Raw genomic sequence first — 26,456 nt, forward strand, 5'->3', positions numbered from 1 at the left:
CCCGTTCAGTGTCCTGACGGACCGGCCATCTCGAAAGCCGCATCGTCCGCGTGCGCATGTGCATCGTCGCGCAGCGGCAGGTCGGGCCGCATGAAGAAGGTCATCACGATGCCGAGCCCGAGCAGCGCGATCGAGCCGGCGAACGGCAGCGTCCAGCTGCCGGTGCGGTCGACGACGAAGCCGAACACGATCGGCGTGAAGATGCCCGCGATCGCCGAGCCCGCGTTCACGAGGCCGCTCGCGACGCCGACGTGCCGCGGCGTGATGTCCATCGGCACCGCCCAGATCGGCCCGATCGTCATCTCGAGGAAGAAGAACGACAGGCTCATCGACGCGGCCGTCACGGTCAGCGACTTCGCGAACATCACCGGCGCGAGGAACACGAGCGCGCCGGCGAACGCGACGATGATCACGTTGCGGCGCGCGGCGACGACGTCGCCGGTGCGCTTGAGCACGCGATCGCTGAGCACGCCGCCCGCCGTGTTGCCGACCACGCCCGACAGGAACACGCCGGCCGAGAACAGCGCGGATTGCTTCAGGTCGAGGCCGCGCCCGTGCATGAAGAAGGTCGGCAGCCACGTGAAGAACAGCCAGCCGGTCCAGCCGTAGCAGAAATAGACGACCATCGTCGGCGCGATGCGGGCGAGCAGCCGCCGCCACGGCGTGCGTGCATGCGCCTGCGAGTCGGCCGCAGCGCGGGCCGGCGGCAGGTCGGCCGCTTCGGCGGCGCACATGTGGCGGTGCCGGCGCGGATCGTCGGCGAAGTACCACGCGTAGACGATCACCCACGCGGCGGTGAGCGCACCCGCCGCGACGAACGACGCGCGCCACGATGCGATCGCGACGACGAACGCGACGAGCGGCGGCGTCACCGCGTTGCCGAGCCGCGAGAAGGAATGCGTGAGTCCCTGCACGAAACCGCGCCGGCTGGCGGGAAACCAGTTGGTCAGCGCGCGGGCCTGCGCGGGCAGCGCCGCGCCCTCGCCGAGGCCGAGCAGCATGCGCGCGCAGAACAGCGACACGAGGCCGCCGGCGAGCCCGGTGGCGACGGTCGCGACGATCCAGATCGTCGCGCAGGCGATCAGCGTGCGCTTCGCGCCGTAGCGGTCGCTCGCCCAGCCGCCGAGCACCTGGCAGATCGCATACGTGTACGCGAATGCCGCGAACACGAGGCCGATGCCTGTATTGGACAGATGCAGGTCGTCGCGGATCACGCCGGCGGACGCCGACAGGTTCACGCGATCGAGGTACATGACGAACGACATCGCGCACATCAGCGCGAGGACCGACCGACTGACGCGGGGGCGTCGAAACATGGTGTCTCCTCCAGGAGCGGCGCGCAGCCCCGTGGCCGAGGTCTCGATGCGCGCGGTCATTCGTGTCACGAATTGCTGGAGAACGAGTGTCGGAGCCGGGCCGTCGAGCGTCTATTGAATTTATGGCATCGACTGATTGCCTCCGGTTATAAGGCCCGGCCGGCCTTGGGCCATGCGGCGGCCGAAAAGCAAAAAGCCCTCGTCCGTGAACGAGGGCTTTTTGCGGGGTGCCGCGCGCCCGGTGCGGGGGCGCGGCGAAGGTGTCGGTGACTTACGCGAAGTTCTTCGCTGCGAAGTCCCAGTTCACGATGTTCCAGAACGCTTCGACGAACTTCGGACGTGCGTTGCGGTAGTCGATGTAGTACGCGTGTTCCCACACGTCGATCGTCAGCAGCGCCTTGTCGGCCGTCGTCAGCGGAGTCGCTGCGTTGCTCGTCGACACGATGTCGAGCGAACCGTCAGCCTTCTTCACGAGCCATGCCCAGCCCGAACCGAACGTGCCGACCGCGGCCTTCGTGAACGCTTCCTTGAATGCGTCGTACGAACCCCACTTCGCGTTGATCGCGTCGCCCAGTGCGCCCGTCGGTGCGCCGCCGCCGTTCGGCGACAGGCTGTTCCAGAAGAACGTGTGGTTCCAGATTTGCGCGGCGTTGTTGAAGATGCCGCCCGACGACTTCTTCACGATCTCTTCCAGCGACAGGTTTTCGAATTCCGTGCCCGGGATCAGATTGTTCAGGTTCGTCACATAAGCCTGATGGTGCTTGCCGTAGTGGTACTGGATCGTCTCGAGCGAGATGGTCGGCGCGAGTGCGTCTTCAGCGTACGGGAGCGGCGGGAGCGTATGAGCCATGGCGATTCCTTCGTTGAGTATGTAGGGAGGCTGTGTTGAATGCTGCCGAGCGTCCGATTGTAGGCGAGACCGAATAACCCCGCAAACTCACGGGCCATTTATCCGCGGTATGCGGAAAAGCGATGTTCGCGCAGCACGTCGACGCAGCGAGCAGGTTGCGTTCCCGATGCCGGACGCCGCGTCAGAACGTATCCGACAGCCGCGGCTGCACGTCGGCGAGCGACACGTCGGCCGAGCCTTCGGCGAGATGCACGGTCAGGCGGCGCTGCGGCTTCAATGCGTTCGGCGTACGCACCGCGCGGCCCGTCTGCGCATCGATCAGCGCCGCATAGCCGCGCTCGAGCGTGCGCTGCGGGCTCAACACCTCGAGCCTTGCCGCACAGGCTGACACGCGAGCCGTGTCGCGTTCGTGACGGCGCTGCAATGCGAGCGCAAGACGTTGCGACAGCCCCGCGAGCGCCTGGCGCGCCTGCGACGGATCGGGGCGCGCGCGCTGCCAGCGCAATTGCGCGAGCGCGAACCGCGCACGCGCGTCGCGCACCGGCCGCGACGCCGCCGACGCCAGCCGCACGGCGAGCTGCTCGACGTGCGTGCGCTGCCGCTGCAGCCGCTCGGCCGGGCTCACCAGCCGGCGCGCGAGCCAGTCGAGCTGCTGCGCGCGCTGCTCCAGCCGACGCGCCATGCCGCGTGCGAGCGCGCGCTGGCGCTCGCCGACCTCGCGCAGCAGCAGCGCGCGCTGCGGGCTCGCGAGCTCGGCGGCGCCGGTGGGCGTCGGCGCGCGCAGGTCGGCCGCGAAGTCCGCGATCGTGAAATCGGTTTCGTGCCCGACGCCGCTCACGACCGGCAGCTCGCTCGCCGCGATCGCGCGCGCCAGCGCCTCGTCGTTGAACGACCACAGATCCTCGATCGAGCCGCCGCCGCGACAGACCAGCAGCACGTCGACCTCGCGGCGCGCATTCGCGGTCTCGACGGCCGCAACGAGCTTTTCCGCCGAACCGGCACCCTGCACAGGCGCCGGATAGACGATCACCGGAATGTGCGGCGCGCGACGCGCGAGCGTGGTCAGCACGTCGCGCAGTGCGGCCGCCTGCAGCGACGTGACGATGCCGATCGCGCGCGGGTGGGCCGGCAGCGGCCGCTTGCGCTCGGGCGCGAAGAGCCCCTCGCCCTCGAGCTGCGCCTTCAGTCGCAGGAATGCCTCGTACAGGCGCCCCTGCCCGGTGCGCCGCACGGCCTCGACGTTGAGCTGCACTTCGCCGCGCGGCTCGTACATCGTGACGACCGCGCGTACCTCGATCCGGTCGCCTTCGCGCGGCGTGAACTCCGCGTATTGCGCGCGGCCGCGGAACATCACGCAGCGCATCTGCGCCTGCTGGTCCTTGATCGAGAAATACCAGTGGCCGCTCGCGGCGCGCGTGAAATTCGACACTTCGCCCGAAATCCACAGCAGCGGAAACGAGCGCTCGAGCATCGTCGAAATCGCGCGGTTGAGCGCCGAAACGGGTATCACTTCGTCGCCGCCGCGGGTGGCGCCCGGCGCGGCAAATGGGGAGTCGGAAGGCATGGACGGTCGGATGAATGCTGGCGGCGACACGATAGTCCGACATCCGCCCGGCGTCTAGCGGCGCTGAGTGCATTGCACAAAGTGGAAAGTGTCCACACCTCGGCAATCGACTGCAAAAAACCCCGCAAAACTCCCCAAAACCCCTGACAATTTGTGGCAACACGTTGATTTTTATATATTTTTAAACCTTTCGAAACGATTCTCATCCGATTCGAAGTCCGCCGGACGGGCATGTGCGGCGATCGCCCGCCGGGTTCTTCACAGAGTTATCCACAGACACGGGCGATCCGGCCCCGCCTGCGTCGTGACGGCGCGGCGCTTGCCGGGCCGGCGCGGCGCGCGCTAGAGTGCCGCCTTCCGCAGACCCCGCGGCATGCGCCGCCCAACGGAGAATCCGCCTTGACGAATCCGTCCCACGCCACGCGGCGCCACACGCCGCGCGCTGACCGATGAGCGCGCCCGACGGCCCGCTCGCCCGGCTCGAAGCGCGCCTGACGCGCGAATGGCAGCGCCGCGGCGCGCTCGCGTGGGCACTCACGCCGTTCGCGTGCGTGTTCGGCCTGTGCGCGGCGCTGCGGCGCACCGCCTACGCGCAGGGCTGGAAGCAGCCGGTCGACGTCGGCGTGCCCGTCGTCGTGGTCGGCAACGTGACCGTCGGCGGCACCGGCAAGACGCCGACCGTGATCGCGCTCGTCGACGCGTTGCGGGCGGCCGGCTTCACGCCCGGCATCGTGTCGCGCGGCTACGGCGCGAACGTGCGCACGCCGACCGCGGTGACGCCGGGCTCGCGCGCGAGCGAGGCCGGCGACGAGCCGCTCCTGATCGCACGCCGCACCGGCGCGCCCGTCTGGGTCTGCCCGGATCGCGTCGCGGCCGCGCAGGCGCTGCGCGCCGCGCATCCGGACGTCGACGTGATCGTCAGCGACGACGGCCTGCAGCACTACCGTCTCGCGCGCACGGTCGAGCTCGTCGTGTTCGACCATCGGCTCGGCGGCAACGGCTTCCTGCTGCCGGCCGGGCCGTTGCGCGAGCCGCTGTCGCGGCACCGCGACGCGACGCTCGTCAACGATCCGTACAGCGGCGCGCTGCCGCCGTGGCCCGACACCTATTCGCTCGCGCTCACGCCGGGCGCCGCGTGGCACCTCGACCAGCCGGCGCTGCGCCGCCCGCTGTCGCAATTCGCGAACGAGCGCGTCCTCGCCGCGGCCGGCATCGGCGCGCCGGAACGCTTCTTCGCGACGCTGCGCGCGGCCGGTCTCGCGCCCGCGACGCGCGCGCTGCCCGACCACTATGCGTTCGCCGACAATCCGTTCGTCGACGACGCCGTCGACGCGATCCTGATCACCGAGAAGGATGCAGTAAAATTGGGCGCTTCCTGGCGCGACGCTCGACTGTGGGTCGTCCCCGTCGAAGCCGCGCTCGACCCTCGCCTCATTGCCCTCGTTGTGGAGAAACTCCGTGGACGCTCGCCTGCTTGAAATCATTGTGTGCCCTATCTGCAAAGGCCCGCTCCACTACGACCGTGCCGCGCAGGAGCTGATCTGCAACGCGGACAAGCTCGCCTACCCGATCCGCGACGGCATCCCCGTCATGCTGGTCGACGAAGCGCGCCAGACCGTCGAAGGCACGCCGGTCGACCCGGCCGGCCGCTGAATCCAGCCGCTGAACCCGGCCGCTCATCCCGGCCCCGGCGCGCTTTGCCGCTCCGCGGGCGCCGCGCACGCGCCGCCCGCCGCTTCCGTCACCCGCTTCCGATCCGTCCGATGACCCACCCGCAACCCTTCATCGCCGTCATTCCCGCCCGGCTCGCGTCGACGCGGCTCCCGAACAAGCCGCTCGCCGATCTCGGCGGCAAGCCGATGGTCGTGCGTGTCGCCGAGCGTGCGCGTGAAGCGGGCGCGCAGCAGGTGCTGGTCGCGTCCGATGCGCAGAGCGTGCTCGATGCCGCGCGCGATCACGGCTTCGAAGCAGTGCTGACGCGCGCCGACCATCCGTCCGGCACCGACCGGCTCGCGGAAGTCGCGGCGACGTTCGGATGGAGCGACGACACCGTCGTCGTCAACGTTCAGGGCGACGAGCCGCTGATCGACCCCGTTCTCGTGCGCGACGTAGCGTCGCACCTCGCCGCGCATCCGGCCTGCGCGATCGCGACGGCCGCGCACCCGATCCACGACGCGGCCGACGTGTTCAACCCGAACGTCGTGAAGGTCGCGCTCGATGCGCAGAGCGTCGCGCTGTACTTCTCGCGCGCGCCGATTCCCTGGAGCCGGGACGCGTACCAACCGCACTGGCCCGACGTCGCAGCCATGCCTGCGCCTGCTTTCCCGGTCTACCGGCACATCGGCCTCTATGCGTATCGCGCGCGTTTCCTGCGCACGTATCCGACGCTTGCGCAGGCGCCGATCGAACAGGCCGAGCAGCTCGAACAGCTGCGCGCGCTCTGGCACGGCGAGCGCATCGCAGTGCTGATCACCGAGTCCGCACCCGAAGCCGGCATCGACACGCCGGCCGATCTCGCACGCGTGCAGGCCCTTTTTCAGCCGGGATCAAAATAACCCGTGGCATAATCAGGCGATTGTGCGAGCCGTCCGCGACCAGCGCGTCCTCGCTTGACCCCGCCCGCGGCCCTGCCGGCAGCCGCGCGTCGCCCCAACCCGACGCGCCGCATCAGACCGGCCCGCCGCGCGCCAGGCAAGCGCCGCGCACACCGTCGCCGGCGCTTTTTTGCGTCTCGCCATACGAATCTACATACTGGAGATATCACCATGCGTTTGATCCTGTTGGGCGCGCCCGGCGCGGGAAAGGGCACCCAGGCAAACTTCATCAAGGAAAAATTCGGCATCCCGCAAATCTCGACGGGCGACATGCTGCGCGCGGCCGTGAAGGCCGGCACGCCGCTCGGCGTCGAGGCGAAGGGCTACATGGACGCCGGCAAGCTCGTGCCGGACGCGCTGATCATCGGCCTCGTCAAGGAGCGCCTGAAGGAATCCGACTGCGCGAACGGTTATCTGTTCGACGGTTTTCCGCGCACGATCGCGCAGGCTGACGCCATGAAGGAAGCGGGCGTCGCGATCGACTACGTGCTCGAGATCGACGTGCCGTTCTCGGAAATCATCGAGCGCATGAGCGGCCGCCGCACGCACCCGGCATCGGGTCGCACGTACCACGTCAAGTTCAACCCGCCGAAGGTCGAAGGCCACGACGACGTGACGGGCGAGCCGCTGATCCAGCGCGACGACGACAAGGAAGAAACCGTCAAGAAGCGTCTCGAAGTGTACGAAGCGCAGACCAAGCCGCTGATCACGTACTACGGCGACTGGGCGCAGCGCGGCGAGGAAAACGGGCTGAAGGCGCCGCAGTATCGCAAGATCTCGGGCCTGGGCGCCGTCGAGGAAATCCGCGAGCGCGCGTTTGACGCACTGAAGTAAGCACCGCGTCCCGCATCTCGAAGCCGCCTGACCCAGGCGGCTTTTTTTCGCGCCGGCGTTACCCGCACGATCGTGCGCTTTTCTCCGGCCGACGGCGGCGCCTCGTACAATCGACCGGATCGATCGTATCCGGCCGCCCGCATGCAGGCGGGCCGGCCGGCGCTTACACCAGCAAGGAGACAGTCATGGAAATTCGCGGCAACGTATTTCTGATCACGGGCGGCGCATCCGGCCTCGGCGCCGGCACCGCGCGGATGCTCGCGCAGGCGGGCGGCACGGTCGTACTCGCCGACCTCAACCAGGACGCGGGCGAGGCACTCGCGCAGGAGCTGGGCGGCGTGTTCGTCCGGTGCGACGTGTCGAGCGAGACCGACGCGCAGGCGGCCGTCGACGCGGCGACGCGCGCGGGCACGCTGCGCGGCCTCGTGAACTGCGCCGGCATCGCGCCCGCCGCGAAGACCGTCGGCAAGGACGGCGCGCATCCGCTCGACGTGTTCGCGAAGACGATCAACGTGAACCTCGTCGGCACGTTCAACATGATCCGGCTCGCGGCCGCCGCGATGGCCGCCACCGCGCCGACCGCGGAAGGCGAGCGCGGCGTGATCGTCAGCACCGCGTCGGTCGCCGCATTCGACGGGCAGATCGGCCAGGCCGCGTACGCGGCGTCGAAAGCCGGCGTCGCGGGCATGACGCTGCCGATCGCGCGCGACCTGTCGCGCAACGGCATCCGCGTGATGACGATCGCGCCCGGCCTGTTCGAGACGCCGATGCTGCTCGGCATGCCGCAGGACGTCCAGGACGCGCTCGGCGCGATGGTGCCGTTCCCGCCACGGCTCGGCAAACCGGCCGAATACGCGCTGCTGGTGCGCCAGATCGTCGAGAATCCGATGCTCAACGGCGAAGTGATCCGCCTCGACGGCGCGATCCGGATGCAGCCGAAATAAGCACGAAAAAAACGCCCGCGATGCGGACGTCTTGTCGTTCACGGTTCCGGCAGGCAGCGCGGCGGCGGCTCAGTCCTCGCCGTCGCGCTGCATCCGCTGCCGCAATTCGGTCACCTGCGATTCGACGACGGTCGCGTCGTCCGCGTCCGGCCGCTCGCCGAGATACTGCTCGAGATCCTCGAGCGCGGGGCGCAGGTAGTCGAGCCGCGCATACGCGAAACCGCGGTCGCGAACTTCGTCGAGATGCTCGGGCAACAGGATCACGAGCCGCTGCTGCACCGCGAGCAGCCGCTGCCAGCGCTCCGTCTGAAGATAGATCGTCTTCAGGTTGCGCAGCATCCGCGCGATGATCTCGCGGCTCGTCGCCGGCTGCAGCAGCGCGCGCAACGCGCTGTCGACCGCACCGGCCGCACGCGCGACGTACGGCTCGAGCATCTCGACCATCTCGGCTTCGGACAGCGAATGGCCGTTGGCCGGGTCGATGATCAGGTCGCCGTCCGGCAGCGTGACACGCAGCAGGAAATGACCGGGGAACGATACGCCGCGCGCCGGCACGCCGACCTGCTCGGCTAGCTCCAGGTACAGCACCGACAGCGAGATCGGAATCCCGCGCCGCCGCTTCAGCACGGCGTTCAGGTGGCTGTTATCGGGGTCGTAGTAATCGTTGTGATTGCACGCGAAGCCGAGCTCGCGGAAGAAGAAGTCGTTCAGCGCGGCGACGCGGCCCTTCAGGTCCGTGTCGTCGGCGAGCCGCCGGCGCAGCCGCGCCGCCAGCATGTCGAGTTCGGCCAGCGTGCCCTGCAGGTCGAGGTCGGGATAGGCGTCCTGTGCCAGCGACAGCGCCGCTTCCGTGACGGGCAGGCTGTCGTCGTCTGCCACGAGCGTGCTGAAGTAGTCGAGGACGCGGGTCATTGCGGTCGTCACTTGGCGCGCCTTCTGAAATAAGCGTATTTGAAGCCCATCACCCACAACATACCGAAATATAGTGCAGCGAACAGCACGAGGCACGCGGCCATCAGCGCGATGCGATCGAGCGGCTGCGTACGCATCCCGGTCCAGTCGAAGCTGATCGACAGCCAGTGCATCAGGCCCGCGAGCACGAGCGCCGCGCCGATCAGCTGCACGAAGAAGCGCAGCCAGCCCGGCGACGGCTGGTAGATGCCGCGCTTGCGCAGCCCGAGGAACAGCAGCAGCGAATTCAGGCACGCGCCGACGCCGATGCTCAGCGTCAGACCCGCGTGACCGATCAGCGGCACGAACACGTAGTTCGAGATCTGCGTGACGACCAGCACGCCGATCGCGATCTTCACGGGCGTCTTGATGTCCTGCTTCGCATAGAAGCCCGGCGCGAGGATCTTGATCAGGATGATGCCGACGAGGCCGATCCCGTAGGTCGCGAGCGCACGCGCGACCATCGTGACCGTGTGCGCGTCGAACTTGCCGTAATTGAATAGGGTCGCCGTGAGCGGCGTCGCGAAGAAGAACAGCGCGAGCGCGCTCGGTGCCGCGAGCAGGAACGTGACGCGCAGCCCCCAGTCGAGCAGCGCGGAATACTCGTGCGAATCGGCGTCGACGTGCGCCTTCGACAGGCTCGGCAGCAGGATCGTGCCGAGCGCGACGCCGAGCAGCGCCGTCGGGAATTCCATCAGGCGGTCGGCGTAGTTGATCCACGACACGGCGCCCTGCCCGAGCCGCGACGCGATGTTGGTGTTGATGATCAGCGACAGTTGCGCGACCGACACCGCGAACGTCGCAGGCACCATCTTCGCGAGCACGCGCTTCACGCCCGGGTGGCGCAGCGCGCGCAGCGGGTTGAGGCCGATCAGCGGCACCATGTCGATCTTCTTCAGGCCCGGCAGCTGCACGAGGAACTGCAGCACGCCGCCGACGATGACGGCCCATGCCAGCGCGAACACCGGTACCTTCAGATGCGGCGCGACGAACACGGCCGCGGCGATGAACGCGACGTTGAGCAGCACGGGCGCGAACGCGGGCAGCGAGAAGCTCTTGTACGTGTTCAGCACGCCGGATGCGAGCGTCGTCAGCGAGATGAACACGATGTACGGGAACATGATCCGCGTCATCGTGACCGCGAGCGGGAACGCCTGCCCGTCGGTGTGCAGGCCGGATGCGACCGCGAACACGACCCACGATGCGCCGGCGATCCCGAAGACCGACAGCACGGCAAGCGCCCACGCCAGCACCGTCGACATCGCGTCGACGAGCGCTTTCGTCGCATCGTGCCCCTGCTGGTTCTTGAACTCGGCGAGGATCGGCACGAACGCCTGCGAGAACGCGCCTTCGGCGGACAGGCGGCGCAGCAGGTTCGGGATACGGAAGGCGACGTAGAACGCGTCGGTGTATTGACTGGCGCCGAACGCACGGGCGATCAGCGTCTCGCGGGCCAGTCCGGTCACGCGCGACAGCAGCGTGAAGCCGCTGACCGTCAGCAGGGCTCGGAATAGATTCATGGGGCGCTTATTATACGGACGTTGCGTGGCCCGGCGACGGCGCAGGCCGAAAAGGACATCCGTTGCGCCCCCGCCCCGCGGCAACCGACGCCAAACTTGCCACTCGCTTGATTTTGTTGCTATAATCCGCCGTTTCTGAGCCTGTTGCATGCACGGCAACTGCCGTTTTCATGTCCCGGCCTCGGTTAAAATCACCGTTTTTTTATGCGCCCCTGGGCAATCGTTCTCAGGGGACGGATCGAAAAGCAGCGCTTGGCCGTCAGGCTCCAAGCTCTGGAAACAGGACAGGATAAGGAACCGTCATGGCTAACTCCGCACAAGCACGCAAGCGCGCCCGCCAGGCCGCGAAGGCAAACTCGCACAACTCGGCGCTGCGCTCGAAATTCCGTACCGCGATCAAGTCGGTTCGCAAGGCTGTCGAAGCCGGCGACCAGGCAAAGGCTGCCGAGCTGTTCAAGGCTGCCGTGAAGACGATCGACACGATCGCCGACAAGAAGATCGTTCACAAGAACAAGGCCGCTCGCAGCAAGAGCCGCCTCGCCGCGGCCGTCAAGGGTCTGCAGGCAGCAGCGTAATTCCGGCGCGGCCGGCAAAGGTGTGCCCGCCTCGCGCGGGCGCTCCTGTTTCCTGCGATCACGAAAAAGCCCGCCTAGGCGGGCTTTTTTGTTTGGTTCGACCCACCGATGCGCGACGCGCGCGGAGGGTCACACGACCGGCCGGGCGCAGCATGCGCCCGCGCGCGGTACTTACTTCTTCTCGCTGTAGTCAGGCAACTCGCACGCCTCGGTGACGACAAGGTTGTTGTCCTTCGCGAAATTCAGCACGAAATCGAACGCCATCGGCTCGACGTCGCGCAGCCGGGAATCGAGGATCACGCATTTGAGGTCGCCGAGCATCGTCGGACGCACGTAGAGCGAATACTTGAGACGCGCGTTCGGCCCGCTTGCACCGGGTCCGAAACATGCCATCACGCCAGCGAGGCGCTCCGACCAGTCGCTCGGGCGAAACTTTTTCCCGTCTTTCGTGATGCCCTGGATGAAGAATTCGGTCGGAGGGGTTTCAGCCATGTGGTTACCCAAGTGACGGCCCGGTGATGCGCAGGCGACGGCCTGGACACGCAAACACGAAGCAGGAAAAAGCCGGGATGCCCGCGCCGCATGCCCGAAGACAGGCCGTCGACGCGATCCGCCCGGCACGCCGCACCGGATTTGTGCAGCGCACGGCTTGTGTCCGGCAGAGCGCGAAGAGGCTTGCCTGCCGGGCTGGAGAAAACTTTCGGATTATACCGCAGCGCGCCATCGCGCGTCGTTTCGTGCACCCTCAGCGGCACCCCGATACGGTGAGCAACCATCGCGCCCCGGTTTTCGGCGCGGCTCGTCAAAGCACAGAAAATCCTTTATGCTGCTTTGAGTTATCCACACCCGACGGCGGCGCCGTCCGGCCCTTGCTGCCGGATGCAACCCGCCGTATCTCGCTTCATGACCGCCAAAACCATTCGTCACTACCTGCAGTTCAAGGATTTTTCGCTGGAAGACTACGAGTACGTGCTCGAACGCACGGGTATCCTGAAGCGCAAGTTCAAGAACTACGAGACCTATCACCCGCTGCACGACCGCACGCTCGCGATGATCTTCGAGAAGAACTCGACGCGCACGCGCCTGTCGTTCGAGGCCGGGATCTTCCAGCTCGGCGGCCACGCCGTCTTCATGAGCACGCGCGACACGCAGCTCGGTCGCGGCGAACCCGTCGAGGATTCCGCGCAGGTGATCTCGCGGATGGTCGACATCATCATGATCCGCACGTTCGAGCAGGAGATCATCCAGCGCTTCGCGGACAACTCCCGCGTGCCGGTGATCAACGGCCTGACGAACGAATACCACCCGTGCCAGGTGCTCGCCGACATCTTCACGTACTACGAGCACCGCGGCCCGATCGCGGGCAAGACCGTCGCGTGGGTCGGCGACGCGAACAACATGCTCTACACGTGGATCGAAGCCGCGCAGATCCTCGGCTTCAAGCTGCGCCTGTCCACGCCGCCCGGCTACGCGCTCGACATGAAGCTCGTGTCGCCCGACAGCGCACCGTTCTACGAGGTGTTCGACGATCCGAACGAAGCGTGCAAGGGCGCCGATCTCGTCACCACCGACGTGTGGACGAGCATGGGCTTCGAGGCCGAGAACGAGGCCCGCAAGCAGGCATTCGCCGACTGGTGCGTCGACGAGGAAATGATGGGCCACGCGAACCCGGACGCCCTCTTCATGCACTGCCTGCCCGCGCACCGCGGCGAGGAAGTGACGGCCGGCGTGATCGACGGCCCGCAGAGCGTCGTATGGGATGAAGCGGAAAACCGCCTGCACGTGCAGAAGGCACTGATGGAGTTCCTGCTGCTCGGCCGCCTCAAGCACTGACCACGCGCACCGCCTGACGAAGAGAAGCGCCGATCGACGATCGGCGCTTTTTCATTTGCCCGCCGGCTTCGGCACGACGATCGTGCGCACGAACCTGCCGCTCGCGTCGCACGGCCTTGCTTCAGCCCATCGCGGGCTGCGTGGCGGCGAAGCTCGGCCGCGCCCGCATCGCCGCCTGCGCGCGCTCGATGTTCCGATACTTCTTCAACAGCTCGGCGCCCTCGGGGAACATGCCGACGTAAGCGAGAATCGGCGCGAGGAACAGGTCCGCCATCGAAAGCTCCGTACCGACCAGATAGTCGCGAGCGCCGTACGCCGCATCGAGCACCTGCAGATGCTTGTCGATGTCGGGCAGCGCCGCGTCGATCACCGCGTGATCGGGCTGGCCGTTCTCACCCTTCGGGAATATGTACTGCAGCACGTAGCGGCGCACCATCGCGTCGTACGCATGGCAGTTGATCAGGCTGATCCACTGCTCGCCGCGCGCATGCGCGGTCACGCCCCATTGCGGCAGCAGGCTCGGGCCGTCGAACGCTTCGTCGATGTAGCCGAGGATCGCCCGGGTTTCGTAGAATTCGATCGGACCGTCGCTGAATGCCGGGATGCGGCCGAACGGGTTGTGTGCGAGCACTTCCGGCGAATGCGGCGGCAGCGATTCGAGCGTGTATGCGACGCCCTTCTCCGCGAGCGCCATCCGCACCGTGCGGACATACGTGCTGCGCGGATCGCCGAATACATGCACCGTTCCCGCGCTGCCTTCCGGGTCCAGCAGGTCGCTGAGCCGGTTGAACACCGACTGCCAGCCGCCCATGTGCGAATCGCGCGTCCGCTCGTTCGGAAAACCGCTGTGACGCATGTGCAGGTGCGTGCCGCCATCCTGGTCGGTGAACGTGACCTCGATCAGCGTCTTGAGCTCGGGCGGTATCTCGCCCGCCTCCCACGCCCACGTGTAAGCGAGAAAATCGACGCGGTCGACTTTCTGGTATTCGCCACCCGCGATGTGCTGCGAGCCGTCGCGCCCGCCCATCACGATCCGGTACTTGCCGCCGACCCGCGCATCGGCGCTCGCTTCGACCACGCTCATCCCGCGCGGGCAATGCCAGGCCGCCAGCGCGGTTTCGCTGGTGAACGCGTCGAACACGCGTTCGCGCGGCGCGCGGATGAAGCGGTCCATTTCCAGGTGAAACGTCGCTGCTTGACTCATGGCTTCTCCTCCGGGGGCGGAGCGGGTGGGCAGGCGTCGCCGGCGTCGCGCTCCGCGCTCGACTGTTCGACGAACACCTTCAGACGATCGAGGCTGTCTTCCCAGAACTGGCGATAGGTTTCGAGCCAGCCGTGCGCATCGCGCATCCCGTCGGCGCGCAGCCGGCAGATCCGCCAGCGCGCGTCGACTTCCCGTTCGATCAGCCCCGCGTCGGACAGCACGCGCAGGTGCTTCGACACCGCCGGCGCGGAGATGTCGAACGGCCGGGCCAGCTCGCTGACCGGCGCCGCGCCCTCGGCCAGCCGCAACAGGATCGCGCGGCGGGTCGGGTCGGCCAGTGCGGCGAACACCGCGGACAGGGAATCGGATGGGGAACGCATGATCTCATTTAACTCTAAGGTTAAATGAGAGTCAAGGAAAGGACGCGCAGGGTGAACGCGATGACATGGATGGGGACGGACTGGCGGCGCAACGGTGCGACATCCGCACGCCGCCGCTACACGGGCGTGGCTGCCCGCCTTACAGGCAGACGGGCTCGGGCTCGAGCTCGACGCCGAAGTGCGCGCGCACGTCGGCCTGGATCGCCCGCGCCAGCGCGAGCACGTCGGCGCCCGTCGCGCCGCCGCGATTGACGAGCACGAGCGCCTGGCGGTCGTGCACGGCCGCCGTGCCCAGCGCGCGCCCCTTCCAGCCGCAGCGGTCGATCAGCCAGCCGGCCGCGAGCTTGACCTGCCCATCCGGCTGCGGATACGACACGATCTCGGGCGCGCGGGCGCGCAGCGCATCGAATTGCGCGGCATCGATCACCGGATTCTTGAAGAAACTGCCCGCGTTGCCGAGGACGAGCGGATCGGGCAGCTTCGCGCGGCGGATCGCGACGACGGCGTCGAACACGTCACGCGGCGCGGCCGCATCGGGTGCGACGCCACGGGCGTCGAGTTCGCGCGTGACGTCCGCGTAGCCGAGCCGCGGCGCCCATTGCTTCGGCAGCCGGAACGTCACCGACACGATCGCGAACCGGCCGGCCCCTTCCCGCTTGAAGAAGCTGTCGCGATAGCCGAACGCGCAGCGCGCGGCGTCGAAGCGCTCGCTGCGCCCGGTCGCCAGCTCGACCGCGACCAGCGAGTCGAAATACCCCTTCATCTCGAGGCCGTATGCGCCGATGTTCTGGATCGGCGCGGCGCCGACCGTACCCGGAATCAGCGCGAGGTTCTCGAGGCCGGGCATCCCGTGCTCGAGCGTCCATGCGACGAATGCGTGCCAGTTCTCGCCGCCGCCGGCCTCCACGTACCAGGCATCGTCGTCCTCGCGCACGACGCGGCGGCCCTTGATTTCGTCGAACAGCACGATGCCGTCGAAATCGCGCGTGAACACGACGTTGCTGCCGCCGCCGAGCACGAGCCGCCGCAGGTTCGCGACGCGCGGGTCGCGATGGAGCACCTCGAATTGCGACGCATGCGTGACGCGCGCGGCAACGCGCGCGGTCGCGGCAATGCCGAACGTGTTGTGCGCGGCGAGCGGATGGTCGGGAAGCAGCGACAGGGCGGAATCGTCAGGAGGCATCGGCATTCGCGGTCACGTCCGCCCGGGCGGCGCACGGCCGGCCTTGGGCAAACGGAGGGGCATCGGTAAAATGGCAAACAGTCCGCAATTATAGCGAGTGCCCGCGCGCGAGCCGGGTGTCCGCATCTCAAGGGAGGAATGCCATGCCATCGTTCGACGTCGTTTCCGAAGCGAACATGATCGAAGTGAAGAACGCCATCGAGCAGTCGAACAAGGAAATTTCGACGCGCTTCGACTTCAAGGGCTCCGACGCGCGCGTCGAGCAGAAGGAGCGCGAGCTGACGCTGTTCGCCGATGACGATTTCAAGCTCGGCCAAGTCAAGGACGTGCTGATCGGCAAGCTGGCCAAGCGCAACGTCGACGTGCGCTTCCTCGACTACGGCAAGGTCGAGAAGATCGGCGGCGACAAGGTCAAGCAGATCGTCACCGTGAAGAAGGGCGTGACCGGCGATCTCGCGAAGAAGATCGTGCGGCTCGTGAAGGACAGCAAGATCAAGGTGCAGGCGAGCATCCAGGGCGACGCGGTGCGCGTGTCGGGCACGAAGCGCGACGACCTGCAGAGCACGATCGCGATGCTGCGCAAGGACGTGACCGACACGCCGCTCGACTTCAACAACTTCCGCGACTGACCGGTCTCGTCATGCCGCCCATGCCGCCGGGCCGCGCAATGCGCCCGGCGCGCGCCTCCGGCCGGCCGTCTCAGGCCTTGCCGCCGTCCTGTGCGCCGCCGTCCGCGGCCGCCTTCTTCTTGTCACCGATCCGGCTCTCCTGCCCCGCCAGCAGCTTCGAAATGTTGCCGCGGTGACGCCACACGAGCAGCACGCTCATCGCGAGCACGGCCCATGCGACCGGGTTGTGGCCCGTGCCGAACAGGAACACGTCGAACACCGGCGCGAACACGGCCGCCACCAGCGCCGCGAGCGACGAATAGCGGAAGAAGAACGCGACGATCAGCCAGGTCAGCGCGGTCGCGAGCCCGAGCACCGGGTGCACGGCGAGCAGCACGCCGGCCGCGGTCGCGACGCCCTTGCCGCCCTGGAAGCGGAAGAACACCGGATACAGATGACCGAGGAACACGGCGATCGCGACCCAGGCGACCGCGACGTCGGGCAGGCCGAAGTGGCGGGCGAGCCAGACGGCGATCCAGCCCTTGAACGCGTCGCCGACGAGCGTCAGGATCGCGGCCTTCTTGTTGCCGCTGCGCAGCACGTTGGTCGCGCCGGGATTCTTCGACCCGTACGAACGCGGGTCGGCCAGGCCCATCGCGCCGCTGACGACGACGGCGAACGACACCGAACCGATCAGGTAGGCAGCGAGGGCGGCGAGCAGGATCTGCATGCGGAGGACTCTTCTTTCAACGTATCGGTAAAGGGACGGCTGCGCGGCAAGCCCGCAAGCCGAAAAGGCGCCCATTCTACCGAACGGGCGCGGCCTGCCACGAAGGTGAAACCCTCAGTCGACACTGGCGCACTGCACGGGCTGCGCGCCGAGCAGCGACGTGAGCACGGCCGGCGCGAGGCTGACGAGGTAGCCGCGGCGGCCGCCGTTCAGGTAGATCGTCGGCAGTTCGAGGATCGTCGCCTCGACGTAGACGGGCATCGTCTTGCGCGTGCCGAACGGCGACGTGCCGCCGACGAGATAGCCCGAATGGCGGTTCGCGACCTCGGGCTTGCACGGTTCGACGCGCTTCGCACCGATCTGCCGTGCGAGGTTCTTCGTCGATACCGTGCGGTCGCCGTGCATCAGCACGATCAGCGGCTTCGCCTGCTCGTCTTCCATCACGAGCGTCTTCACGACGCTGTGCTCGTCGACGCCGAGCTGGCGCGCCGACTCGCCGGTGCCGCCGTGCTCGACGTAGTCGTACGGATGCTCGCCGAACGCAATGCCGTGGCGGCGCAACAGCTGGGTGGCAGGGGTTTCGGACACGTGTCTGGATTTGCTCATGGCGGCATTTTAAAGGGGAACGGCGGCCGGGGCGCGCCGCGCTTCTCGTCGGCGGCACCGTCGGCGGTATACTCGCGGCCCGCTTTTCCGTCACCCGGGTGGCAGCGGCGAACTCGACGCGACACCGTCCATCATCATTGCGGACATCGCGAAGCGCTATTGCCCGAATGGCCGATTGTGGCGCACGCACCGTCATGGCACGATCGTTCGCGACCCTCGCCTGCCACGCCCGCCCCCTATTCATATAGACGCCATGATCTCGTCCATCCCCCCGTCCGCGCCGCTCGACGTCGATGCACTGCTCGCCGCGCTGCCCCGCCGCATCGCCGACGTGCCCGCACGCCGGGCCGCCCATGCGCCCGATCGCCCGGCGCTGATCGAGGACGCGCGCAGGCTGTCGTACGGCGACCTGTCGCAAGCCGTCGATGCGGCGGCCGCGCAGCTCGCCGCGTGCGGCGTGCGCGGCGGCGACCGCGTGATGATCGTCGCCGAAAACTGCGTCGCGCAGATCGTGCTGCTGTTCGCGGTCGCCCGCCTCGACGCGTGGGCGCTCGTGTCGAACGCGCGATTGTCGGCCGGCGAACTCGACGCGATCGCCGCGCACGCGCGCCCGAAGCTGATCGCGTTCACCACCGACGTATCGCCCGACGCGCGCGCGCATGCCGCGCGGCACGGCGCAACACCTGCCGGCGCACTGCCGGTCGACATCGGCGCGTGGTCGTATCGCGTCGACGCGAGCGCGCCGGGCGAACCGGTGGCCGCCGACGGCGCTGCGCAATGCGCGGCCCTGATCTATACGACCGGCACGACCGGCGCGCCGAAAGGCGTGATGCTGTCGCATCGCAACCTGCTGTTCATCGCGGCCACGTCGAGCGCGCTGCGCCGCGTGTCGCCCGGCGACGTCGTCTACACGGTGCTGCCCGTGTCGCACGTGTACGGGCTCGCGTCGGTCTGCCTCGGCAGCCTATACGCGGGCGCGACGCTGCGGCTTGCGCCGCGCTTCTCGCCGGAAACCGTGCGCGTCGCGCTCGCCGACGAAGGCGTCACGATCTTCCAGGGCGTGCCCGCGATGCACGCGAAGCTGCTCGAACACCTGCACACGCACGGCCACGCGTGGCACGCGCCGCGCCTGCGCTTCGCGTATTCGGGCGGCTCGCCGCTCGACGCGAACCTGAAGGCGCGCGTCGAGTGCCAGTACGGCGTGCCGCTGCACAACGGCTACGGAATGACCGAAAGCAGCCCGACGATCACGCAGACACCGCTCGACGCGCCACGCACCGACAGCTCGGTCGGCGTGCCGATTCCCGGTGTGGAGTTGCGGATCGTCGCGCCGGACGGCACCGACGTGCCGCCCGGCGAAGTCGGCGAGATCCGCGTCCGCGGGCCGAACGTGATGCTCGGCTACTACCGCGACGCGGACGCCACGCGCGCGGCCGTATCGCCGGACGGCTGGCTGAGCACCGGCGATCTCGCACGGCAGGAGGCGGACGGCGCGGTGACGATCGCGGGCCGCAGCAAGGAGCTGATCATCCGCTCGGGCTTCAACGTCTATCCGGTCGAAGTCGAGCAGGTGCTGAACGCGCATCCGGACGTCGTGCAGGCGGCCGTCATCGGCCGCGCGGTCGAGGGCAACGAGGAAGTGCTCGCGTTCGTCGAACGGGTGCCCGGCGCGACAGCCGACGAAGCGGCGCTGCACGCATGGTGCGCGGAGCGGCTCGCGCCTTACAAGCGCCCCGCGCATATCCGCGTTCTCGACGCGCTGCCGGCCGCATCGACAGGCAAGGTGCTGAAGCACAAGCTGCGCGAGCTGGTCTGACGCAGGCAGGCCGGTGCGCGCACCGGAGCCTGCGCAGCGAAACGTGCGCTAACCGCGCGGATGGTGTTGCGCATGCAGCGTCTTCAACCGCTCGCGCGCGACGTGCGTATAGATCTGCGTGGTCGAGATGTCGCTGTGACCGAGCAGCAATTGCACGACGCGCAGGTCGGCGCCGTGGTTCAGCAAGTGCGTCGCAAACGCGTGCCGCAGCGTGTGCGGCGACAGGTGTGCGCGCACGTCCGCGTGCTGCGCGTGACGCTTGATGATGTTCCAGAACTGCTGGCGCGTCATTCCGTCGCCGCGTGCGGTCACGAACAGCGCGTCGGCCGCGCGCGCGCCGAGCAGCGCCGGCCGCGCATCGCGCAGATAGCGCTCGATCCAGCCATGCGCGACTTCGCCGAACGGCACGAGCCGCTCCTTCGAGCCCTTGCCCATCACGCGCACGACGCCCTCGTTGAGCCCGACCTCGACGGTCTTCAACGTCACGAGCTCGCTCACGCGCAATCCGCTCGCGTACATCAGCTCGAGCATCGTGCGATCGCGCAGGCCGAGCGGCGTGCCGATGTCGGGCGCGCCGAGCAGCGCCTCGACCTGCGCCTCCGACAACGTCGACGGAAACCGAGCCGCCTGTTTCGCGGACGAGATCCGCAGCGTCGGGTCGGCGCTCGCGCGATGCTCGCGCACGGCCCAGCCGTAATAGCGCCGGAACACGGACAGCCGCCGGTTCGACGACGTCGCCTTGCCGTCGCTGCGCGCGGCGATGTAGCCCGTCACCATCGATTCGTCGACCGAATCGAGCGACGTGTCGTGAGTCGCGGCGAGCCATTGGGAAAACAGCACCAGATCGCGCCGGTAAGCATCGAGCGTGTTGCGTGCGAGCCCGTGCTCGAGCCACAGCGCGTCGCAAAACACGTCGATCGATGCGCGGCTCGCGAGCAGCGCGGGGGACGCCGCGGCGGCATCGCCGTCGGCTTCGGGAGAAATCAGCGATTCACTCATCAGTACGGCACGCCCTCGTGCGCCAGCAGCCAGCGCTTCACTTTCTGGTAATACCCGTTGTCGTCGTGATTCGCGAAGCCGCCGAGGCCGCCCGCCGCGACGACGCGATGGCACGGGATCACGAGCGGGAAGTAGTTCGCGCCGCACGCCTGGCCGACCGCGCGCGGCGCGCTGCCGATCCGCTTCGCGACCTGGCCGTAGGTCAGCACCGTGCCGGGCGGGATATCGCTGATCACGTCCCACACGCGGTGCTGGAACACGCTGCCGACCTCGGCAAGCGGCAGGTCGAAGCGCGCCGACGCGCGCTCGAGATAACGTTCGATCTGCTTGACCGCGCGCTCCGCGAGCGGCGAATCCGGATCGACCGACTTCACCGATTCGGGCAGATAGACGATCTCGCGCACCACCGCGGCATCCGTGCGGATGCCGACCTTGCCGAACGGTGCGTCGATGACTGCATTGAACATGACCCTCTCCTGACCGATGAATGCGCACGGAAGCGCCGCGCGCCGACGACACTTTACGCCGCCTTCACGCGGCACGCAGTGCCCATTCGACATGCTCGCGCACGACCGGCGACGGATCGTCGGCCCGCGCGCGCAACGCGGCGACGATCGCGTCGCGCGCCTGCGGCGCGAGCCGGCCTTCGCCCGCGCGCAGTGCATTGCCGAGCCCGACCGCGAGATTGCGCAGCCAGCTTTCGTAGCCGATGCGCCGGATCGCACTGCCCTGCATCCGCGCATCGAACGTGTCCGCATCCCACGCGAACAGCTCGACGAGCGTCGCGCGGTCGAGGCCGTGCCGCACGTCGAAATCGGCGACGGGCGCGGCCTGCGCGAACTTGTTCCACGGGCACACGAGCTGGCAATCGTCGCAGCCGTACACGCGATTGCCGATCATCGGCCGCAGCGGCTCGGGGATGCTGCCTTTCAGTTCGATCGTCAGGTACGAGATGCAGCGGCGCGCATCGACGCGGTACGGCTCGACGATCGCGCCGGTCGGGCATGCGTCGATGCAGCGCGTGCAGCTGCCGCAGTGCGCGCCGGGCGTCTCGGGCGCAGTATCGGGCGACGTGTGCGCGTCGGTCGGCAGCGGAACGTCGACGTAGATCTCGCCGAGAAAGAACAGCGAACCCGCATCGCGCTGCAGCAGCAGCGTGTGCTTGCCGCGCCAGCCGACACCGGCCTTCTGCGCGAGCTCGACCTCGAGCACGGGCGCCGAATCGGTGAACACGCGGTAGCCGAACGCGCCGATCGCCTGCTCGATGCGCTCGGCGAGCGTCTGCAGCCGGTTGCGCAGCACCTTGTGATAGTCGCGGCCGCGCGCATAGATCGACACGACGGCCGCCCGCGGATCGTCGAGCCGGGCCCGTTCGCGCGCGCGCCAGTCGTGCGGCGCAAGCGCGCCAGGCTCGTCGCCGGGCGCACCGGCGGCGAGCGTTTGGGCTGGCAGATAGGCGAGCCGCGCGGAAATCACACGTCGCGTACCGGCCACAAGTTCGGCCGGACGCGCGCGTTTCATCCCATGTTTCGCCATATAATCCATTTCGCCGTGGTATCCGGCTTCCAGCCAGGCGGCGAGGCCTGCTTCGGCATCCGAGAGATCGGTATCGCTGATGCCGATCGCCCCGAAACCCAATTCGCGCCCCCACGCCCTGATGCGCGCGGCGAGCGCAGTCAACGCCGCATCGTCGAGCGCGCACGGCGCCGCGCCTTCGGCACGAGTCGAAGGCCTGTCGGATGCGGCGAGTTCCGGTAATCGGTTCATCGCACTATTTTACGAGAATGCCAGCCACGCCCCATACGCCTCATGCCGACCCGCTGCCCGCCCCGCTCACGGAGCGCGTGATCGCACTCGCCGACGAAGCGGCGACCGAGGCTTTCGGCACCCGCTTCGCGCACGCGCTCGACGCGGCACGCACCGAACTCGCCCGCGCGCATGCGTTCGACGGGCTGCAGATCCAGCTGGTCGGCGACCTCGGCGCGGGCAAGACGTCCCTCGTGCGCGCGATCCTGCGCGGCCTCGGCCACACGGGGCGTGTGCGCAGCCCGACCTATACGCTCGTCGAGCCGTACGCGCTCGAACGCGACGATGGGGAACTCGAGGTCTATCACTTCGATCTGTATCGTTTCAACGATCCGGCCGAATGGTCCGACGCAGGCTTTCGCGAATATTTCAATTCCAGTGCGATCTGCCTCGTCGAATGGCCACAACAGGCGGGCACGCTGCTCGGCGTACCCGATCTGGTTTTCTCGCTCGACGTGGATGGCGACGGCCGCGCCCTCACCGTCCGGGCGTACAGCGCTTCAGGAAACGCATGTCTCGAAAGATGTTGATCAAACCGTTCCGCTCGATCGAATCGGCGGCCACCGCGACGCACAACTGGCGGCGTCGCCAGATCCTGTGCGCGGGCGCGTCGACGCTGGTGCTCGGTCTCGTCGCGCCGCGGCTCGCGCACGCGTCGTCGGTGCTCGGCGTGCGCGTGTGGCCCGCACGCGATTACACGCGCGTCACGATCGAATCCGACCAGCCGCTGCAGAATACCCAACAGCTGCTGCAGGGCCCCGACCGCCTCGTCGTCGACCTGAGCGGCCTCGATCTCGACCAGGCGCTGCGCGACCTCGTGTCGAAGATCGCGCCGAACGATCCGCAGATCCAGTCGGTGCGCGTCGGTCAGTATCAGCCGCACGTCGTGCGGATGGTGTTCGACCTGAAAGGTTCGGTGAAGCCGCAGGTGTTCACGCTGCCGCCGGTCGGCGCTTACAAGTACCGGCTCGTGTTCGACCTGTATCCGGCCGTCGCGCCCGATCCGCTGTCCGACCTGATCGCGCAGACGGAACGCAAGGAACAGGCGCTCAACGACGCCGCGCGCGCGCAGCAGATGCAGCCGCCGTCCACGTTGGCCGGCCCGGGCACCCCGCCGCCCGCCGCGGGCGACAACAGCGATGCGTTCTTCCAGCGCTTCGCGCAGAATACGCCGGCCACGCCGCACACGCCGCCCGCGGCCGGCACGCCCTCGACGCCCTCGACGCCCGCGAAGCCGGCCGTCAAGCCGCCGCCGGTCATCGCGCGCCGCGACGACAGCGACGACGACGGCGACACCTACAAGTTCACCGCACCGAAATCCGGCAAGGGCGGCACCGTGCGCCTGCTGACGGTGGCGATCGATCCGGGCCACGGCGGCGAGGATCCGGGCGCGATCGGCGGCGGCGGCACGTACGAGAAGCACATCGCGCTCGACATCGCGAAGAAGCTGCGCGCGAAGATCGACGCCGCGCCGAACATGCGCGCGATGATGACGCGCGACGCCGACTTCTTCGTGCCGCTGAACGTGCGCGTGCAGAAGGCGCGCCGCGTGGGCGCGGATCTCTTCGTGTCGATCCATGCGGACGCGTTCACGACGCCGTCCGCGCGCGGCTCGTCGGTGTTCGCGTTGTCCGATCACGGCGCGACGAGCGCCGCGGCGCGCTGGATGGCGAACAAGGAAAATTCGTCCGACCTGATCGGCGGCATCAACATCAAGACGGCGGATGCGGCCGTGAACCGCGCGCTGTTCGACATGTCGACGACCGCGCAGATCCGCGACTCGCTGCGCTACGGCAACTACGTGCTGAAGGAAGTCGGCGGCATCAACAAGCTGCACAAGGGCTCGGTCGAACAGGCCGGGTTCGCGGTGCTGAAGGCCCCCGACATTCCGTCGATCCTCGTCGAGACCGCGTTCATCAGCAACCCGGAAGAGGAAAGCCGGCTGAACGACGACAGCTATCGCGACCAGATGGCCGACGCGATCTTCCGCGGTATCAAGCGCTATTTCGCCGCGAATCCTCCGCTCGCGAAGAGCCGGATGGCCTGACGCTCCCCTCCCGCGCTCTTCCCACTCGCCGCCGGCCGCACGCACTGCGTGCCGGCGCGCGCTTCAAGACGTCACGACGCCGCGAGCCGGCGCACCAGCTTCCCGCCGAACACGTTCACCGCGAGCCCGCCCATCACGAGCGCCGTGCCGATCAGCTGCATGCGTGTCAGATCCTCGTCGAGCAGCAGCGCCGACGAAGCCAGGCCGACGATCGGCACCAGCAGCGAGAACTGCGCGACCTGCGCGGCCGGATAGCGCGACAGCAGGCGGCTCCACAGCCCGTAGCCGAGCAGCGTCGCGACGAACGCGAGATAGACGACCGCGAAGATCGACGCCCCGTTCAGCCCGGCGAGCGCGGTCGCGATCCGCTGCGGCCCTTCGAACCACAGCGACAGCAGGAAGAACGGCACGGGCGGCACGAGGCTCGCCCACACGACGAGCGACACGAGGTTCGCCCGGCCGACCTTCTTCGTGACGATGTTGCCGAACGCCCACATCGCGGCCGAACAGATCGTCAGCAGAAAGCCCGCGAGCGTCATCGCGCGGCCGCCCTGCGCCGCGATCACGACGAGCCCGCCCGCGGCGATCGCGAGCCCGAGCAGGTTCTGCATGCGCAGCCGCTCGCCGAGGAACAGCATCGCGAACACGAGCGTGAAGAATGCCTGCGACTGCAGCACGAGCGACGCGAGGCCGGCCGGCATGCCCACGTACATGCCGGTGAACAGGAACACGAACTGGCCGAGCTGGATCGTCGCGCCGTACAGCACCAGCAGGCGCCAAGGGATCTGCGGCCGGCGCACGAAGAACACCGCGGGCACGGCCGCGAGCGTGAAGCGCAGCGCGCCGAGCAGCATCGGCGGCATGCCGTGCAGGCCGACCTTGATCACGACGAAGTTCACGCCCCACGCCAGGATCACGACCAGCGCAAGCAGCAAGTCCTTCGGGGCCATCATCCGGGTCTCCTTGATTTGTCGTATGGAAGGCCGCCAGTTTACCGGCAATCGGGAGCCGCCCGGAATCCCGCACGCACATTGTGGATAACGCGCCGACGCCGTGCGGCGAGCACCCTGCCCGCGAGCAGGAACCGTACCCCGCCGCGCGGCCCGCGACGCGTCACGCGCGTGCTGCCGGGCGCCAGTACAATGACCCGCATCCCCGCAGTCGACAGGACCCGCCATGCCCGATTCCATCCAAGCCCTGCTGAAGCCGCACGTGCGCGACATCGGCAACCTGCAGGTGCGTCGCACGCTGCCCGCACTCGCCGCACGCCTCGTCGGCCCGTTCATCTTCTTCGATCACATGGGGCCCGCCACGCTGCCGCCCGGCACGGGGCTCGACGTGCGCCCACACCCGCATATCGGCCTCGCCACCGTCACCTACCTGTTCGACGGCGCGATCCTGCACCGCGACAGCCTCGGATCGCTGCAGGAGATCGTGCCGGGCGACGTGAACTGGATGACGGCCGGCCGCGGGATCGTCCACTCCGAACGCACGCCCGATGCGCAGCGCGAAAACGGCCACACCGTGCACGGGATCCAGACCTGGGTCGCGCTGCCGCGCGCGCACGAGACGACCGAGCCGTCGTTCGAGCACCATGCGGCCGACACGCTGCCGAAGCGCGACGAAGACGGCGTGTCGCTGACGGTGATCGCCGGCGATGCGTTCGGGCTGCGCTCGCCGGTCACGACGTTCTCGCGCACGCTGTATGTTGCGGCCGAATTCGCGGCCGGCGGCCGCCTCGAACTCGACGCGTCGCACGAGGAACGCGCGGTCTATGTGGTCGACGGCGAGCTCGCGATCGACGGCACGCCGCTCGACCCCGCACAGATGGCCGTGCTCGCGCCCGGTGCCGCGGTCACGCTGACGAGCGGCGGCGGCGCGCGCGCGATGCTGCTCGGCGGCGACAGGATCGACGGCGAGCGCTTCATCGAATGGAATTTCGTCGCCAGCAGCCGCGAAGCGATCGAACGCGCGAAAGAAGCATGGACGCGCCAGGAAATGGGCAAGGTGCCGGGCGAGACCGAGTGGATTCCGCTGCCCGAGTCGAAGCCGCGTTGAAAAAGGGGCGCGCCGCCCCCATCCTGACGACATTCGAA

General features: G+C 68.2%; 27 protein-coding genes. 12 read left to right on the forward strand and 15 right to left on the reverse strand.

Annotation, left to right across the window (positions count from 1 at the left end):
* Window positions 1-5 precede the first annotated feature (5 nt).
* From WT26_RS17125 to xseA, 3 genes are all read right to left on the reverse strand, one after another.
* The gene (locus WT26_RS17125; protein WP_060138105.1) at window positions 6-1,316 is read right to left on the reverse strand and encodes an MFS transporter; all 1,311 of its coding nucleotides are present in this window, start codon (window positions 1,314-1,316) and stop codon (window positions 6-8) included.
* A 271-nt stretch (window positions 1,317-1,587) separates the two neighbouring features.
* Window positions 1,588-2,166, reverse strand: a complete 579-nt coding sequence (gene sodB / locus WT26_RS17130) for a superoxide dismutase [Fe] (RefSeq protein WP_011352986.1) — start codon at window positions 2,164-2,166, stop codon at window positions 1,588-1,590.
* Window positions 2,167-2,347: 181 nt separating this feature from the next.
* Window positions 2,348-3,730, reverse strand: coding sequence for an exodeoxyribonuclease VII large subunit (gene xseA / locus WT26_RS17135; RefSeq protein WP_069273345.1), 1,383 nt, complete (start codon window positions 3,728-3,730; stop codon window positions 2,348-2,350).
* A 449-nt stretch (window positions 3,731-4,179) separates the two neighbouring features.
* Between xseA and lpxK the strand changes: the two genes are divergently transcribed.
* The 5 genes from lpxK to WT26_RS17160 all read left to right on the forward strand — a co-directional run bounded on the left by lpxK (window position 4,180) and on the right by WT26_RS17160 (window position 8,102).
* Complete coding sequence (gene lpxK, locus WT26_RS17140; protein ID WP_069273346.1) at window positions 4,180-5,208, forward strand: tetraacyldisaccharide 4'-kinase; 1,029 nt, start codon at window positions 4,180-4,182, stop codon at window positions 5,206-5,208.
* Complete coding sequence (locus WT26_RS17145; protein WP_006482216.1) at window positions 5,189-5,383, forward strand: Trm112 family protein; 195 nt, start codon at window positions 5,189-5,191, stop codon at window positions 5,381-5,383. The genes lpxK and WT26_RS17145 overlap by 20 nt, the downstream gene beginning before the upstream one ends.
* A 110-nt stretch (window positions 5,384-5,493) precedes the next feature.
* Entirely contained in the window at window positions 5,494-6,285 is a 792-nt protein-coding gene (gene kdsB, locus WT26_RS17150) for a 3-deoxy-manno-octulosonate cytidylyltransferase (RefSeq protein WP_059665170.1), read from the forward strand.
* Between the two features lie 210 nt (window positions 6,286-6,495).
* Entirely contained in the window at window positions 6,496-7,158 is a 663-nt protein-coding gene (gene adk / locus WT26_RS17155; protein ID WP_059233378.1) for an adenylate kinase, read from the forward strand.
* 185 nt (window positions 7,159-7,343) lie between these two features.
* Window positions 7,344-8,102: a 3-hydroxyacyl-CoA dehydrogenase gene (locus WT26_RS17160; RefSeq protein WP_069273347.1), complete on the forward strand. Its 759-nt coding sequence runs from the start codon at window positions 7,344-7,346 to the stop codon at window positions 8,100-8,102.
* 69 nt (window positions 8,103-8,171) lie between these two features.
* Here WT26_RS17160 and WT26_RS17165 read toward each other — a convergent pair whose 3' ends face one another.
* Together WT26_RS17165 and murJ are read right to left on the reverse strand one after the other, a co-directional pair.
* A complete protein-coding gene (locus tag WT26_RS17165; protein ID WP_059531635.1) occupies window positions 8,172-9,014 on the reverse strand; it encodes a SirB1 family protein in 843 nt (280 codons plus the stop codon).
* Window positions 9,015-9,022: 8 nt separating this feature from the next.
* Entirely contained in the window at window positions 9,023-10,573 is a 1,551-nt protein-coding gene (gene murJ / locus WT26_RS17170) for a murein biosynthesis integral membrane protein MurJ (protein ID WP_059531632.1), read from the reverse strand.
* Window positions 10,574-10,875: 302 nt separating this feature from the next.
* On the opposite strand from murJ, the gene rpsT reads away from it, so the two are divergent.
* The gene (rpsT, locus tag WT26_RS17175) at window positions 10,876-11,148 is read left to right on the forward strand and encodes a 30S ribosomal protein S20 (RefSeq protein ID WP_006482211.1); all 273 of its coding nucleotides are present in this window, start codon (window positions 10,876-10,878) and stop codon (window positions 11,146-11,148) included.
* 171 nt (window positions 11,149-11,319) lie between these two features.
* On the opposite strand, the gene WT26_RS17180 is transcribed toward rpsT, so the two are convergent.
* Window positions 11,320-11,640: a DUF3579 domain-containing protein gene (locus WT26_RS17180; protein WP_069273348.1), complete on the reverse strand. Its 321-nt coding sequence runs from the start codon at window positions 11,638-11,640 to the stop codon at window positions 11,320-11,322.
* A gap of 411 nt (window positions 11,641-12,051) precedes the next feature.
* On the opposite strand from WT26_RS17180, the gene argF reads away from it, so the two are divergent.
* Complete coding sequence (gene argF / locus WT26_RS17185; RefSeq protein WP_027789281.1) at window positions 12,052-12,981, forward strand: ornithine carbamoyltransferase; 930 nt, start codon at window positions 12,052-12,054, stop codon at window positions 12,979-12,981.
* A 121-nt stretch (window positions 12,982-13,102) separates the two neighbouring features.
* Here the strand turns inward: argF and WT26_RS17190 are convergent, their stop codons facing one another.
* The 3 genes from WT26_RS17190 to murB all read right to left on the reverse strand — a co-directional run bounded on the left by WT26_RS17190 (window position 13,103) and on the right by murB (window position 15,754).
* Complete coding sequence (locus tag WT26_RS17190; RefSeq protein WP_069270485.1) at window positions 13,103-14,185, reverse strand: SRPBCC domain-containing protein; 1,083 nt, start codon at window positions 14,183-14,185, stop codon at window positions 13,103-13,105.
* A complete protein-coding gene (locus WT26_RS17195) occupies window positions 14,182-14,565 on the reverse strand; it encodes an ArsR/SmtB family transcription factor (protein ID WP_059916902.1) in 384 nt (127 codons plus the stop codon). Before WT26_RS17195 ends, WT26_RS17190 begins: the two co-directional genes overlap by 4 nt.
* A 139-nt stretch (window positions 14,566-14,704) precedes the next feature.
* A complete protein-coding gene (gene murB / locus WT26_RS17200) occupies window positions 14,705-15,754 on the reverse strand; it encodes a UDP-N-acetylmuramate dehydrogenase (protein WP_069273349.1) in 1,050 nt (349 codons plus the stop codon).
* Window positions 15,755-15,891: 137 nt separating this feature from the next.
* Between murB and WT26_RS17205 the strand changes: the two genes are divergently transcribed.
* The gene (locus WT26_RS17205) at window positions 15,892-16,377 is read left to right on the forward strand and encodes a YajQ family cyclic di-GMP-binding protein (protein ID WP_021162564.1); all 486 of its coding nucleotides are present in this window, start codon (window positions 15,892-15,894) and stop codon (window positions 16,375-16,377) included.
* Window positions 16,378-16,447: 70 nt separating this feature from the next.
* Here WT26_RS17205 and plsY read toward each other — a convergent pair whose 3' ends face one another.
* Both plsY and ybaK read right to left on the reverse strand, forming a co-directional pair.
* A complete protein-coding gene (gene plsY, locus WT26_RS17210) occupies window positions 16,448-17,086 on the reverse strand; it encodes a glycerol-3-phosphate 1-O-acyltransferase PlsY (RefSeq protein ID WP_059531623.1) in 639 nt (212 codons plus the stop codon).
* A 114-nt stretch (window positions 17,087-17,200) separates the two neighbouring features.
* Window positions 17,201-17,692 (reverse strand): Cys-tRNA(Pro) deacylase, encoded by a 492-nt coding sequence (gene ybaK / locus WT26_RS17215; RefSeq protein WP_059531620.1) that lies wholly within the window; start codon window positions 17,690-17,692, stop codon window positions 17,201-17,203.
* A 253-nt stretch (window positions 17,693-17,945) separates the two neighbouring features.
* Between ybaK and WT26_RS17220 the strand changes: the two genes are divergently transcribed.
* Entirely contained in the window at window positions 17,946-19,508 is a 1,563-nt protein-coding gene (locus tag WT26_RS17220; RefSeq protein ID WP_069273350.1) for a class I adenylate-forming enzyme family protein, read from the forward strand.
* Window positions 19,509-19,556: 48 nt separating this feature from the next.
* Here the strand turns inward: WT26_RS17220 and xerD are convergent, their stop codons facing one another.
* From xerD to queG, 3 genes are all read right to left on the reverse strand, one after another.
* Window positions 19,557-20,507, reverse strand: a complete 951-nt coding sequence (gene xerD, locus WT26_RS17225) for a site-specific tyrosine recombinase XerD (protein ID WP_069273351.1) — start codon at window positions 20,505-20,507, stop codon at window positions 19,557-19,559.
* Complete coding sequence (locus WT26_RS17230) at window positions 20,507-20,974, reverse strand: methylated-DNA--[protein]-cysteine S-methyltransferase (protein ID WP_069273352.1); 468 nt, start codon at window positions 20,972-20,974, stop codon at window positions 20,507-20,509. The genes xerD and WT26_RS17230 overlap by 1 nt, the downstream gene beginning before the upstream one ends.
* 64 nt (window positions 20,975-21,038) lie before the next feature.
* On the reverse strand, window positions 21,039-22,274 hold the full coding sequence (gene queG, locus WT26_RS17235) for a tRNA epoxyqueuosine(34) reductase QueG (protein ID WP_059531611.1): 1,236 nt from the start codon (window positions 22,272-22,274) through the stop codon (window positions 21,039-21,041).
* Between the two features lie 17 nt (window positions 22,275-22,291).
* On the opposite strand from queG, the gene tsaE reads away from it, so the two are divergent.
* Window positions 22,292-22,843: a tRNA (adenosine(37)-N6)-threonylcarbamoyltransferase complex ATPase subunit type 1 TsaE gene (tsaE, locus tag WT26_RS17240; protein WP_059531608.1), complete on the forward strand. Its 552-nt coding sequence runs from the start codon at window positions 22,292-22,294 to the stop codon at window positions 22,841-22,843.
* Entirely contained in the window at window positions 22,825-24,360 is a 1,536-nt protein-coding gene (locus WT26_RS17245) for an N-acetylmuramoyl-L-alanine amidase (RefSeq protein WP_069273353.1), read from the forward strand. Before tsaE ends, WT26_RS17245 begins: the two co-directional genes overlap by 19 nt.
* A gap of 71 nt (window positions 24,361-24,431) precedes the next feature.
* On the opposite strand, the gene WT26_RS17250 is transcribed toward WT26_RS17245, so the two are convergent.
* Window positions 24,432-25,310 (reverse strand): EamA family transporter, encoded by an 879-nt coding sequence (locus tag WT26_RS17250; protein WP_196774801.1) that lies wholly within the window; start codon window positions 25,308-25,310, stop codon window positions 24,432-24,434.
* Window positions 25,311-25,536: 226 nt separating this feature from the next.
* Here WT26_RS17250 and WT26_RS17255 point away from each other — a divergent pair, with 226 nt between their 5' ends.
* Window positions 25,537-26,418 (forward strand): pirin family protein, encoded by an 882-nt coding sequence (locus WT26_RS17255; RefSeq protein ID WP_069273355.1) that lies wholly within the window; start codon window positions 25,537-25,539, stop codon window positions 26,416-26,418.
* Window positions 26,419-26,456 lie beyond the last annotated feature (38 nt).

The organism is Burkholderia cepacia (assembly GCF_001718835.1).
Taxonomy (GTDB): Bacteria; Pseudomonadota; Gammaproteobacteria; order Burkholderiales; family Burkholderiaceae; genus Burkholderia; species Burkholderia cepacia_F.